Genomic DNA, 12,917 nt, shown 5'->3' on the forward strand with positions numbered 1-12,917 from the left:
AATCCCACGGCAAGGTTTAGTCACGTATGTCACGATTCATATGATGATTAAATTTGAAATTAACCCCTAGCCTCTGCGTCTAAGTCTTTGTTGTATAAATTTTTTATTAATTGATTCTACCGTAAATTGTTCTATCAAATTAATACCACATCGATATGATGCTTTGGCCGTGGCTCCTGAGTCACCAGGGTGCAAGGCAGAAATGCATGCATCCCCCATGATTGGAAGGTGTTATAGTGGAACAACTTATCGATACATTTTCCCGCAAGTTTTATTACTTGAGGTTATCGGTTACTGATGTATGCAACTTTCGTTGCACATACTGCCTGCCTAACGGCTACCAGCCTGGCAGCAATCAACTCAACAAATCATTTCTTACTTTGCCGGAGATCCATCGTGTTAGCCGCGCTTTTGCAGAATTAGGTACCGAAAAAATTCGTCTGACTGGTGGCGAGCCGACTATGCGCCGTGATTTTTGCGACATAATCGCAGCAGTGCATGAAAACCCGCAGATTAAAAAAATTGCGGTTACGACGAATGGTTACCGGATGGAGCGCGATGTGACCCGCTGGAAGGAAGCGGGGCTTACAGCGATTAATGTAAGTGTGGATAGTCTTGATCCTCGCCAGTTTCACGCTATTACCGGGCAGGATAAATTCTTTCAGATTATGCGTGGCATTGATGCAGCCTTTGAAACAGGTTTTAGCACAGTCAAAGTAAATGCGGTATTAATGAAAAATATCAATGATACCTGCCTGCCAGCGTTCCTTGACTGGATAAAACACCGTCCGATTCAATTGCGTTTTATTGAACTAATGGAGACGGGAGAAGGAAGTGAACACTTCCGGCACCATCATCTTTCCGGTGATGTAATACGTAGCCGCTTACTCCAACAGGGCTGGCAACTGCAACAACGAGAACGTAGTGACGGCCCGGCTCAGGTTTTCAGACATGCGGATTATCAGGGCGAAATTGGCCTGATAATGCCGTATGAGAAGAATTTCTGCCAAAGTTGTAATCGCCTGCGTGTCTCTGCCATTGGTAATCTTCATTTATGCCTGTTTGGTGAACAGGGAATCCCATTGCGTGATTTGCTGTCTGATGACGGATCTCTCAACGATTTGAAATTACGCATACAGGGTGGGTTGAGGCATAAGCGTGAAACTCACTTTTTGCATCAGGGAGATAGTGGTATCACCCCTAATCTTTCTTTCATTGGTGGTTAATTTAACGGCTCAATTTATTTTTCAGGAGCGAGAATGTCTCAACTGACTCATATCAATACATCCGGCGAAGCTCATATGGTGGATATTTCTGCCAAAACAGAAACAGTACGCGAGGCCAGAGCTGAAGCCTTTATCGAAATGCAGGCTGAAACACTGGCTATGATTGTTTCCGGTGATCATCATAAAGGGGATGTTTTTGCAACCGCGCGTATTGCCGGCATTCAGGCAGCAAAACGGACATGGGAACTAATTCCACTGTGTCATCCTTTGTTACTTAGTAAAGTTGAAGTTCAATTAGAAGCACAAACAGAACACAGCCGGGTTAGAATTGAATCCTGCTGCCGTCTGACAGGGAAGACAGGGGTAGAAATGGAGGCGCTGACAGCAGCTTCCGTGGCAGCTTTGACCATTTATGATATGTGTAAAGCAGTACAAAAAGATATGGTTATCGGGCCGGTTCGTTTGCTGGAAAAAAGTGGTGGGAAATCAGGAAATTTTAAGGTGAAAAAATGATAAAAGTTCTGTTTTTCGCACAGGTACGGGAACTGGTAGGCACAGATTCTCTTGAATTACCGAATGATTATCCAACGGTGGCGCACCTTCGCAGGTCGCTACTTGAAAAAGGTGAACGTTGGGCGTTGGCATTGGAGGATGGGAAATTGCTGGCAGCCGTGAACCAAGCGTTTGTTCACGCGGAACACCCACTGAATGATGGTGATGAAGTGGCATTTTTCCCGCCGGTCACCGGAGGCTAACGATGGAAAAGACACGAATCAGTATCCAGAAAGCGGTGTTTAATGTCGGTGAGGAATACCAATGGCTGGCACAGTCTGATGAAGATGGCGCGATTGTGACTTTCACGGGTAAAGTTCGTAATCACAATTTAGGTGATAATGTTCAGGCGCTGACTCTGGAACATTATCCGGGCATGACAGAAAACATGCTCCATAAAATTGTTGATGAAGCCCGCCAACGTTGGCCCTTACAGCGGATCAATATTATTCATCGTATTGGAAAACTACATCCGGGGGATGAAATTGTATTTGTTGGCGTAACGGGGGCACATCGCAGTACAGCGTTTGCTGCTGCCGAATTTCTGATGGATTATTTAAAAACGCAGGCTCCTTTCTGGAAAAAAGAATCCCTTAACACTGGGGAACGCTGGGTAGAAGCAAGAAAAAGCGATCAGGAAGCGGCAGAACGCTGGTTTACGTAGTGAGATAAGATCATAAAAAACATATTGATGAGGCCTTTTGCGAGTTATCTCTAAAAGCGGGTAGATAAATCATATATCACTAAAATTGTGATTAATTGGCAGATGGTTTTGTTCATGTTCTATGCTAATGTATAGCATTTGAAACAGATTGTTTTTTGTTAAACAGTCTTAATCCTTCAACATTGTCATAAAAGGTACTCGTCATGGACCGATATCAACGTTCCAACGGTTCGATTGTCCAGCAAGCTGGCTCAGGTATACAAACTTATATGGCACAGGTCTATGGCTGGATGACCTGTGGTCTGTTGTTAACTGCATTTGTTGCATGGTATGTAGCAAATACACCAGAAATCTTATATGCCATCTTCAGTAACTCCATCGTTTTTTATGGTTTGATCATTGCACAACTAGCATTGGTGTTTGTGCTGTCTGGTTTGGTACATAAAATGAGTGGTGCGGTAGCTACCGGGCTATTTATGCTCTATTCCATGCTGACCGGGCTGACGATATCCAGCATTTTTGTAGTTTATACCAGCGGCTCCATTGCCAGCACCTTTGTCATCTCGGCGGCGATGTTTGGTGCGTTGAGCGTTTATGGTTACACCACCAAGCGTAGCCTGAGTGGTATGGGCAGCTTCCTGTTTATGGGGTTGATTGGTATCGTTCTGGCTTCTTTGGTCAATATCTGGCTGAAAAGCCCGGCTCTGATGTGGGCAATCACCTATATTGGTGTGCTGGTTTTTGCCGGCCTGACAGCCTACGACACTCAGAAACTGAAAGAAATGGGTGCTGAGCTGGATGTTAATGATAAAGAGAATATGCGCAGATACTCTATCACTGGCGCATTAACTCTGTATCTGGACTTCATTAACCTGTTCCTGATGCTGCTGCGCATTCTGGGCGACCGTCGCTAATTGCTGAAAATTCCTTCACTGTTCTGATGTGTGACAGGCCCTGTTTAGCAGGGCCTTTTTGCTAAAATTTCCTTTTTATCGGAGTGTTATTTGTGAATCAAAGTAGTGCTGCCACTATTCGTATTTCAGCAAAAGCTATCATTTTCCACAAAGAGCAGATCTTACTCGTTAGATATAAATCAGATTCAGATGAATGGTATACCTTGCCAGGTGGAGGGCAACTGTTTGGAGAAACCTTGACTCAAACCTTAATTAGAGAGTGCCTTGAAGAGACGGCATATAAGATTGAACCGTCACGGCTGGTATTTGTTAGAGAATATATAGGCAGTAATCATGAATTTGCTGAGTTTGATAAAGAAGTCCATCAAACTGAATTGATTTTTCTTGCCTCGCTTGCTGATAAAAACCCCGATATTCATAATCGAGATATCTATGCAGACAGGGATCAAATAGGTGCTCAATGGGTCAATTTGAAGGATGTTATAAACTTGCCTTTATTTCCTGCGGTCCTACGTTCCTTGATTGTAGAAAAGCGTTTTTCTGCTGATTTTCCTATCTATTTAGGGGATGTGAATTAAGGCTGATAAAAAGGTTGGATGAACATATAATCACAAAATAGTCACGGTAGCATTACCAACAATAAAATTAATTGACTTATTCATATGCCTTATACTTCACTACAGCCTTAATCTCAACCGATTAAGCAGTTATGGAAGTACATGCCTGAGCAGGTACGAAACAATATTTATTTCCGAATATAAAAAACATTCCGTGAAATCCTTCATCATTTTTTATGCCATTTTATCCGGAAAATACAGGGGGTGGCTATCCAGCTGATAGATAATTTTTAGACTTTAATTTCTATATTTTAAAGTTAATTTAGCATATCAGATAATTAATGATTATTATTCAATGATCTGCAAGATGGACTTTAAGTTTTTCTTGATGGTTATCATTTCTCGGTACGATATCGAAAGTGCCATTATTACCGAATTGATCATAGATTTTTATATACATGTCGTACCAAGTATCCTGTGATTTACCAATTGAATCGAATCCCATAAAAATGACGGTAAAACAAAGAGCATTAGCTATTTGTCTAATTTCTATATCTATAGGATGTGTAATATTTAAATCAAACCATTTAGTATTTCCTACGGATACCGTTGTATACTCGCCTAATGACCAGAGAAAATGGGAATAGTAACGAGAATACCCAGTATCCAGATGATAAAGTTGATGAACAGAATCGAGCATACCACCAAAGTTTTCTAATTTTATGATATTCCGTTTTCCATATTTATCTTTTTGTTTAAGCGATACATATGTATTGAATTGGTTCCAGAAGAAAGTATCATCCCATTCAGAGTGAGTTGTGATAAGGACTTCATTACTTTCTAAATCAGATAGGTGGTAATATATTTCATTGAGTGATGTTAATTGAATAAATGCATCTTTTTTTTCCTGATGAGCAGTAGTATATTCATATCTAGGTGTTTTCACTAAAACAGCTATTTTTTTAACTTGATTTATAGCTGATGGTGAGCAATATACATAAAAAATCACACTATTATCTGATTTTTTATCTGGTTTTAGAACAATATAAGATGAACTTCCTGGTATTGCTGTAAATTCATTTGGGTCATCGGTATATGACCATGTAAAAGGATCATTTCCTGCTGCTTTATAAGTTATTTTTTCTTCAGTATGATGATCAATAAGATAAATATGTTTTAACAGTAAGCTGCTTGGGATTAAAATAGTTTTACCATAAATATCAGTTGGCTGAATCTTTATTGTTACAGATATCATATTTCTTTTATTAGCAAAAATACTGGCTGTATTACTTTTGTTTATATGGTTTATTCTTATGTTAATATCGTTTACTCCATGCCAGTGAAAATTTTTAATATTGCCCATAAATATCTCCTTTAATTTATTCTTTTAAATACTGTATTTTGTTCTTATACAGAATGATTATTTTTTCTGGAACAGATTTCAGTAATAAGTGTAAGTTATATTTATATTTTTCAATGTGATGTTTTTTATTATAAATAAAAATATGTAGATATGGGATATATCTTAATTATTATAAAAGCCTATATGGTTAAATATTGCGAAGAAAAATACGAAACCTATCAGTACTAAGTATAGGCGAAAAATTACATGTATCAACCCATAGTATGAACAATAACATCACGCAATTTTGCTCCGGAATAACCGATAAGCAATTCCACTTGTTGTCACAATAATCACCAGTAAAGGCCATAGACTGTGCCAGATCACCGAAAAATTAGCACCTTTCAAATAAATCTGTTTAGTGATGTCAGTAAAGTGCCGGATTGGGTTTATCCATGTTATATCCTGTAACCAGATGGGCATGTTCTCAACGGGAGATATATATCCAGAAAGCAGGATGGCAGGCATCATAAATACAAACACGCCGATAAATGCCTGTTGTTGTGTTGAACAAATAGCGGAGATGAGTAAGCCAAACCCGACCAGCGATAGCCCGTAAATCAGGATACAGCCGTAAAATAGCAGTAGTGAGCCTGAAAAAGGAATTTGGTAACACAATGTTCCAATCAGCAAAACGATACTTGCCTGCACTGTTGCTACCACTAACGCCGGAATAGCTTTACCAATGAAAATTTGCCATGTGGTAAGAGGGGAAACGAGCAATTGATCTAATGTTCCCTGTTCTCGCTCACGGGCAACGGAAAGTGCGGTAACGATCAGGACGCCAATGGTTGTTATCATGGCAACCAGAGACGGAACCACGAACCATTTATAATCCAGATTGGTGTTATACCAGTTGCGAATAATTAGTTCGCTGTTATTTATCCCCGGCATATTGCCCTGTAACTCTTTCTGATAGTTCATCACAATCTGTTGAAGATAGTTGGCAGCAATTTGCGCGCTGTTTGAGTTACGTCCATCAAGCAGAACCTGAATGGAAGTAGGGGAATGGCTGGCAATATGAGCACTGAAATTTTGTGGAAAACGGACTAATAGCAAGGCATCACGATTATCCAGTGTCGGTCGAATCTCCTGAGAGCTGTTCAGCATAATCAGATCAGGAAAGGCTTTAGATTTCGCCAGCCGTTGGGTCAGTTCGATGGATGCCTGTCCTTTATCTTCGTCATAAATTGCGATAGTGGCATTTTTAACTTCCAGAGTTGCAGCCCACGGAAACAGTATCATCTGAAAAATAACGGGCAGGATCAGCGTTGCCCGTGTCTGAGGATCTCGCAGAAGAGACTGTAATTCTTTCATGACGAGTGTATATAGGCGATGAAACATGTTCTTTCCTTTTTAATCCAGATGTCGGCGGGTTTTCCATGCAGTCAGGCCAATAAACACGATGGCGCTGGCAATTAAAAACAGCAAATTTGTGATTAAAACGGTACCGATATTACCCGCCAAAAACAGCGTTTGTAAGCTACTGACAAAATAACGGGCAGGAACAATATAAGTAGAAAGCTGAATCAACAACGGCATACTATTTATTTCAAATACAAAGCCGGACAGCATAATGGCTGGCAAAAAAGCAGCATTAAGGGAAATCATTGCCGCATTAAATTGGTTACGGGTCACTGTCGAGATTAATAACCCCATCCCTAAAGCAGTAGCGAGATACAGGCTGGAAATCAAAGCCAGTATCCAGAGCGAACCATGATAAGGAATACCCATAATAAAGACGGCAAAAACCATGCAAAGTACCATGACGAAAGAGCCGAGAACCTGATAGGGCAGTAATTTGGAAAGCAATAATTCAGTTCGGGTAACCTGAGTGGATAAAAGAGCCTCCATCGTACCCCGTTCCCATTCGCGAGCGACAACCAGAGAAGTCAGGATTGCTCCAACGACTGTTATGATAATTGAAATCGCACCGGGAATAAGAAAATGCTGGCTGATTGCAGCCGGATTAAACCAGTAACGGATTTGCATATCAATGAGTGGGATTGTTGAGGTTCCCTGATTTTGCCCTCGTTGCTGTAACCAGATTTGCCAAACCCCTTTAGCATAACCCTGTACAAAATTGGCTGTATTAGGTTCACTGCCATCAGTGATCACCTGAATTGGAGCATGCTCACTAACCCGGGTAAGCTGTGCATCAAAATTGACCGGGATAACAATAATGCCGCGAATTTCACCGGCCTGTATTTTATTGATCAAAAGTTGGCGGTTATTGCTGATCGTGGCATCAATATAAGGTGACCCGGTGAATGCATGAACCAGTTCCTGTGCATCTTTGCTTTGTTGCTCCATCAAGATACCGAGGCGAAGTTTACTGGAATCAAGATTAATCCCATAACCGAAAATAAACAGCAGCATAAGTGGAATCACGACAGCAATTAAGGTACTGCTGGGATCACGTATAATCTGCTTACTTTCTTTAATACAAAGTGCTTTTAGTCGCCGCCATGAAAAACTGACTGCTTTTTGAGTCTTGGGGGGTTGTTCAGCATGATTTGCTTCATTACGACTCATTGCGGCTCCTTATCGTAATTCACCACGAGGTCGATAAAAACATCTTCCATTGAAGGGTTAGGGCGCTCTGTCGTTGATACCCGTCGCTTCAATTCGTCAGGTGTACCTGCTGCAATTAATTTTCCGCGAAAAACTAAACCGATACGGTCACAATACTCTGCTTCATCCATGAAATGTGTCGTGACCATCACGGTAACACCTTTATCCACCATCCCATTGATATGTAACCAGAATTCACGACGTGTCAGTGGATCAACACCTGATGTCGGTTCATCCAGAAACAGAATATCGGGTTCATGCATCAGAGCACAGGCAAGGGCCAGCCGTTGTTTAAAACCGAGTGGCAGGCTGTCGGTTGTTTGCTGCAAAATGGATTTCAGGCTGAAAGCACTGATCATTTCTGCCATTTTTTTCTTCTGATGGCGACCACTCAGACCATAAACGCCGGAAAAGAATTTCAGGTTTTGCTCTACGGTTAAATCACCATAGAGTGAAAATTTTTGTGCCATATAACCGAGGTGTTGACGAGCCTGACCTGAATCGGTTTTTAAATCCATATTCAATACCAGTGCATTGCCATGTGTCGGAAGCATCAATCCACACATCATTTTGAATGTCGTCGACTTTCCTGCTCCATTGGGCCCCAGCAAGCCAAAAATTTCACCTCGTTTTACCTGAAAGTTCACATGATCTGTAGCAGTAAAGTCGCCGAATTTTTTTGTCAGATCACGCGCTTCTATTACGGTTTCTGCCGGATTTTGCGGGATCTGCGGCATGATTTCTGCCAGCTCTGAACGGCGGGAAGGGATGCCACCCAGTAAATCGATAAAAGCATCTTCAAAGCGTGGTTCCGCATCAAAAAGTTTGATATCAGGCAGTCCTATTTGCTGACCTAGTTCAGTACTGTCAGCGCCGGCTCTTAAAATCAGACGAAGGTATCTGCCCTGAATCACGCCATCGGTGACTTGTGGCAACGTGAGTGCCTGTTGCAGAATTTTTCGGCGGGAGTCTGGTTTGATATCAAGCAGAAAAGAGCGTCCTGCGATACCCTGAGTCAGTTTTTGCGGCTGACCGCGATAAAGCAATTCACCCTGATTCAGCAATAAAATATCAGGGCAAAGTTCGGCTTCATCTAAATAAGAGGTGCTCCATAAAATCAGCATGCCATCAGAGGCAAGCTCATGCACCATTTGCCATAATTCCCGTCGGGCAATGGGATCTACACCCACGCCGGGTTCATCCAGCAAGAGCACTTTGGGGCTGCCGACCAATGTACAGGCCAGACCTAGCTTCTGTTTCATCCCGCCGGAGAGCTTACCTGCCAGTCGGTCAGTAAAGCGGGTTAAATCAGTAAAAGTCAGTAGCTTCCGGAAAGTGGATTGTCGCTCTTTTCCGGTTACACTACGCAGATCTGCATATAAATCGAGGTTTTCCTGTACGGTTAAGTCTTCATACAGGCCAAATTTTTGGGGCATATAGCCCAGTTTAGAACGAACTTCGACACTGTCTTTAATGGGATCAAGCCCCATTATTTCAATAGTGCCGTGATTTGGCTTCAGTAACCCGGCCAACATTCGTATCAGTGTGGTTTTTCCCGCTCCATCCGGGCCGACAAGCCCAGTAACAGATCCCCCGAACAGCTCAGCATTTAATTGGGATACCGCCGGAATTTCTAACCCCGGAAAAGTTTTCTCCACACCGTTCAGTTTTATTGTATAGGCTGAACTGGTCATATTGTTGCCTTACTTGTCTGAGTCAGTAAAACGCAACGTAACGGGCATTCCTTGCTTTAGCTCTTTATCCGGATCATTGACAATAATACGCAGGCGATAAACTAAATCTGTCCTTAAGTCGGGAGTTTCAACATTTTTCGGGGTAAATTCTGCGGTCGGGGAAACAAAACCAATTTTGCCGTGGTAAGGCTGATTTTTTCGGCCATCGGTATAAATCAGAATATTTCGTCCTGCTGTTGCCTGATTGAGATTCGGCTCATCAATGTATGCTCTTATCCAGACAGGATTAGTTAGTGATAGCGTAAAGACCGTATTGCCGGCGGCCAGAATTGTGCCCGGCTCAATGGCTCTGGTAAGGATAATTCCGTCGGAAGGGGAAAGAAGATGAGTATCCTGCAAACTGAGTTCAGCCTGAGCGACTGCCGCCTCAGTCTGAGCGAACTGGGCTTTGGCTGAAGCAATATCTTCTTTACGATTCCCAGCCTCAAACTGACGTAATTTATCTTTGGCTGCCTGATAAGCGGCCAACGCCTGATGTTGCCCGGTTTTCGCATTTTCCAGATCGTTGGCTGAAATCATTTTGCGTTGCCATAATTCCTGCTGTCGCTTCAGAAAACTATCAGCAAAGCGGAATGCGGATTCTTTTTGAGCAACTTCAGCACGCACTTGTGCAATTTCTTCTAAGCGATAACCTGCTTCTGCTTTTATAAGATTTGCCTTAGCGGCATCGCGGTTGGCTTTGGCCTGATTCAGGGAATTAATAAAGGGAGAGTTATCGAGCTGGCCAAGAAGCTGGCCTGCGGTGATGGTATCTCCTTCATCCACTTGCAGGGTTTCCAGCTTGCCATTGACCCGGAACCCAAGGTTGACTGTTCTGATATCAACATTGCCATACAGGGTTAACTCTTTGTCATTTCGTTCCTGATAATAGTAAATACCAATGACAGCAGTAATAATGATGATCGCTAATAGGACAAGAGCAAACTTTTTAGTGTTCATACTACTATCCCTTATACGTTATTAAATTTTCGAATCGTCCTGCGGGTGGTTATTTTTTCCTCAGTCCATTAAGTAATATATTAATATGTTGAGTTAAGACCTGATTAATTAACTCATATTCTCGGGTACCAATATTATCCCAGCCGGTCTGACGTAATAGAGCTTCCCGTGCCAACCGGAAGGAGAGGATTTCCCCTAATAAGGCATGTGTGTGGATTTGGGTGGAAACGTGACCTTCATCAGCGCCGATATAATGGGCAATGAGTTTATTCAGGCGGGAATAAATCGGAGCAAGTCCCTGTTCATGAATAACGCTATAAGCTTCTGTAGGCGTCAATTGTTCATGCGACATAATACGGCTGAGATTAAGGCTGCTTTTATCGAAAATGAGATGGTTATAGCTAATCAGCCCCTGATGAATAAATGCCAGTATCTGTTCTTGCGGATAAGGTTGAGGCGTTGTGATAAAAAATTGGTCAATAGATGCAATCAGCAGGGAAAATTCTGCTTTTAATCTGTCGGCAATATGTTGTGCGACAGCAAGATATAGCCCTTCTTTAGAGCCAAAATAATAAGCAATGGCGGCGATATTTTGTTTTGCGTGTTGGGCAATATTACGGGTAGTTGCGCCTTCCAGACCTGATTTACCAAAAATCTCTAATGCAGATTCAAGAAGTTGTTGCTTAGCTTGTTCGCCTCGTGACGTCTGAGCCGTTTTCGCTGCCATGTTGGAAAATATCCTGTGATAAGAGCCATTAAAATGGTCATAAATATATCAATCGTATGATTAACTTTAAAACTAAAGCATCCTGATGTAAAGATGACATAAATTTACCTATGCTGCATGCTGTTTGAAAAAACATATCTGTTATAATGCCGCACCTATGGTGCATTGCAGTTTATGTAATTTCTAAGCGTTTTATCGCGTCTTTTCTCTTCCCATAAAACTGCCCCTGAATTGATATCAGGAATGGTGAAGTCTGGAGTATTTCTTATTTATGAATTTTGAGTCACTCGGCTTGAAGGCTGATATTTTGCGTGCCATTGAAGAACAAGGATACGCAGAGCCTACCCCTATTCAGCAACAGGCAATTCCTGTTGTGTTGTCCGGTAAAGATCTACTGGCGAGTGCCCAGACTGGAACGGGGAAAACGGCAGGTTTTACTTTGCCTATCTTACAGTTATTGAGTGAATCTCCCATTCAATCTAAAGGGCGTCGCCCGGTCAGGGCTTTGATCCTGACGCCAACCCGTGAACTGGCGGCACAAGTGGGGGAAAATGTCCGCAATTATAGCAAATATCTCCGGCTACGTTCCTTTGTGGTATTTGGAGGGGTCAGTATCAACCCGCAAATGATGAAATTGCGTGGTGGAGTCGATATTTTAGTAGCAACACCAGGGCGTTTGCTGGATTTGGAACACCAAAATGCCGTAGACCTATCCCACGTGGAAATGCTGATCCTGGATGAAGCGGATCGTATGTTGGATATGGGCTTTATTCATGATATTCGTCGGGTACTGAATAAACTGCCAGCCAAACGTCAGAATCTGCTGTTTTCAGCAACATTCTCGGATGAGATCAAAAATCTGGCTAACAAATTGCTGCGTGATCCGGTCAGTGTAGAAGTTGCCCGTCGTAATTCAGCTTCTGAGCAAATTGAACAGGCTGTCCATTTTGTAGATAAGAAACGCAAAGGGGAATTGCTTTCTTATATGATTGGCAGCCAGAACTGGCAACAGGTACTGGTATTTACCCGTACGAAACATGGCGCAAACCGTTTGGCAGAACAGCTCAATAAAGATGGTGTTACTGCGGCAGCGATTCATGGCAATAAGAGCCAGGGGGCTAGAACCCGTGCATTGGCTGATTTTAAAAGTGGTCAGATACGGGCATTAGTTGCAACGGATATCGCGGCCCGTGGGCTGGATATTGACCAGCTACCTCATGTTGTTAACTATGAATTGCCGAATGTTGCAGAAGATTATGTGCATCGTATCGGTCGTACCGGTCGTGCCGAAGCAACAGGGCAGGCAATCTCTCTGGTATGTGTTGATGAACATAAGTTATTGAAAGATATTGAGCGCTTGCTGAAACGGGAAATTCCGCGTATCACCACTCCCGGCTATGAACCCGATCCTTCGATTAAAGCAGAGCCTATCCAGAATGGCCGTAACGGGCGCAGCAATCAGCCCCGAGCTCAGCGTACCGGTGATAAACAGGGCGCTAACCGGCAAAATCATGGCCATTCACGCAACAAGAATGTATGGCCAAAGAGTGCCTCATCACAGAAACCTCGCAATCGCAGACCAGCTAAAGCGGTAGCAGGAGAGTAATA

Annotated in this window: 13 protein-coding genes and 1 riboswitch; of the genes, 7 read left to right on the top strand and 6 right to left on the bottom strand. The window is 42.5% G+C overall.

The features are described 5' to 3' along the window. Positions 1 to 51: 51 nt before the first annotated feature. A riboswitch (molybdenum cofactor riboswitch) is annotated at positions 52 to 247 on the top strand. From moaA to Xsto_RS07540, 6 genes are all read left to right on the top strand, one after another. Beyond that, complete coding sequence (gene moaA / locus Xsto_RS07515) at positions 234 to 1,226, top strand: GTP 3',8-cyclase MoaA (protein ID WP_193756889.1); 993 nt, start codon at positions 234 to 236, stop codon at positions 1,224 to 1,226. (Overlaps the previous riboswitch by 14 nt.) Before the next feature lie 33 nt (positions 1,227 to 1,259). Then, positions 1,260 to 1,739: a cyclic pyranopterin monophosphate synthase MoaC gene (gene moaC / locus Xsto_RS07520; RefSeq protein ID WP_099124657.1), complete on the top strand. Its 480-nt coding sequence runs from the start codon at positions 1,260 to 1,262 to the stop codon at positions 1,737 to 1,739. Beyond that, positions 1,736 to 1,981, top strand: a complete 246-nt coding sequence (gene moaD, locus Xsto_RS07525; RefSeq protein WP_099109140.1) for a molybdopterin synthase sulfur carrier subunit — start codon at positions 1,736 to 1,738, stop codon at positions 1,979 to 1,981. Before moaC ends, moaD begins: the two co-directional genes overlap by 4 nt. A 2-nt stretch (positions 1,982 to 1,983) precedes the next feature. Beyond that, positions 1,984 to 2,442 (top strand): molybdopterin synthase catalytic subunit MoaE, encoded by a 459-nt coding sequence (moaE, locus tag Xsto_RS07530; protein WP_099124658.1) that lies wholly within the window; start codon positions 1,984 to 1,986, stop codon positions 2,440 to 2,442. Between the two features lie 203 nt (positions 2,443 to 2,645). Continuing rightward, the gene (locus Xsto_RS07535) at positions 2,646 to 3,356 is read left to right on the top strand and encodes a Bax inhibitor-1/YccA family protein (protein WP_099109142.1); all 711 of its coding nucleotides are present in this window, start codon (positions 2,646 to 2,648) and stop codon (positions 3,354 to 3,356) included. A 92-nt stretch (positions 3,357 to 3,448) separates the two neighbouring features. Further along, positions 3,449 to 3,934, top strand: a complete 486-nt coding sequence (locus Xsto_RS07540) for an NUDIX domain-containing protein (RefSeq protein WP_099124659.1) — start codon at positions 3,449 to 3,451, stop codon at positions 3,932 to 3,934. Positions 3,935 to 4,265: 331 nt separating this feature from the next. Here the strand turns inward: Xsto_RS07540 and Xsto_RS07545 are convergent, their stop codons facing one another. The 6 genes from Xsto_RS07545 to Xsto_RS07570 all read right to left on the bottom strand — a co-directional run bounded on the left by Xsto_RS07545 (position 4,266) and on the right by Xsto_RS07570 (position 11,309). Next, positions 4,266 to 5,276 (bottom strand): hypothetical protein, encoded by a 1,011-nt coding sequence (locus tag Xsto_RS07545; RefSeq protein WP_099124660.1) that lies wholly within the window; start codon positions 5,274 to 5,276, stop codon positions 4,266 to 4,268. Between the two features lie 276 nt (positions 5,277 to 5,552). Further along, positions 5,553 to 6,659 (bottom strand): ABC transporter permease, encoded by a 1,107-nt coding sequence (locus tag Xsto_RS07550; protein ID WP_099124661.1) that lies wholly within the window; start codon positions 6,657 to 6,659, stop codon positions 5,553 to 5,555. Positions 6,660 to 6,671: 12 nt separating this feature from the next. Next, positions 6,672 to 7,850 (bottom strand): ABC transporter permease, encoded by a 1,179-nt coding sequence (locus Xsto_RS07555; RefSeq protein WP_099124662.1) that lies wholly within the window; start codon positions 7,848 to 7,850, stop codon positions 6,672 to 6,674. Next, a complete protein-coding gene (locus Xsto_RS07560) occupies positions 7,847 to 9,583 on the bottom strand; it encodes an ATP-binding cassette domain-containing protein (RefSeq protein WP_099124663.1) in 1,737 nt (578 codons plus the stop codon). The genes Xsto_RS07555 and Xsto_RS07560 overlap by 4 nt, the downstream gene beginning before the upstream one ends. Positions 9,584 to 9,592: 9 nt before the next feature. Beyond that, entirely contained in the window at positions 9,593 to 10,582 is a 990-nt protein-coding gene (hlyD, locus tag Xsto_RS07565) for a secretion protein HlyD (protein WP_099124664.1), read from the bottom strand. 49 nt (positions 10,583 to 10,631) lie between these two features. Further along, a complete protein-coding gene (locus tag Xsto_RS07570; RefSeq protein WP_099124665.1) occupies positions 10,632 to 11,309 on the bottom strand; it encodes a transcriptional regulator in 678 nt (225 codons plus the stop codon). Between the two features lie 271 nt (positions 11,310 to 11,580). Between Xsto_RS07570 and rhlE the strand changes: the two genes are divergently transcribed. Continuing rightward, complete coding sequence (gene rhlE / locus Xsto_RS07575) at positions 11,581 to 12,915, top strand: ATP-dependent RNA helicase RhlE (protein WP_099109150.1); 1,335 nt, start codon at positions 11,581 to 11,583, stop codon at positions 12,913 to 12,915. Positions 12,916 to 12,917 lie beyond the last annotated feature (2 nt).

It is taken from the genome of Xenorhabdus stockiae (genome assembly GCF_002632825.1).
Lineage (GTDB): Bacteria > Pseudomonadota > Gammaproteobacteria > Enterobacterales > Enterobacteriaceae > Xenorhabdus > Xenorhabdus stockiae.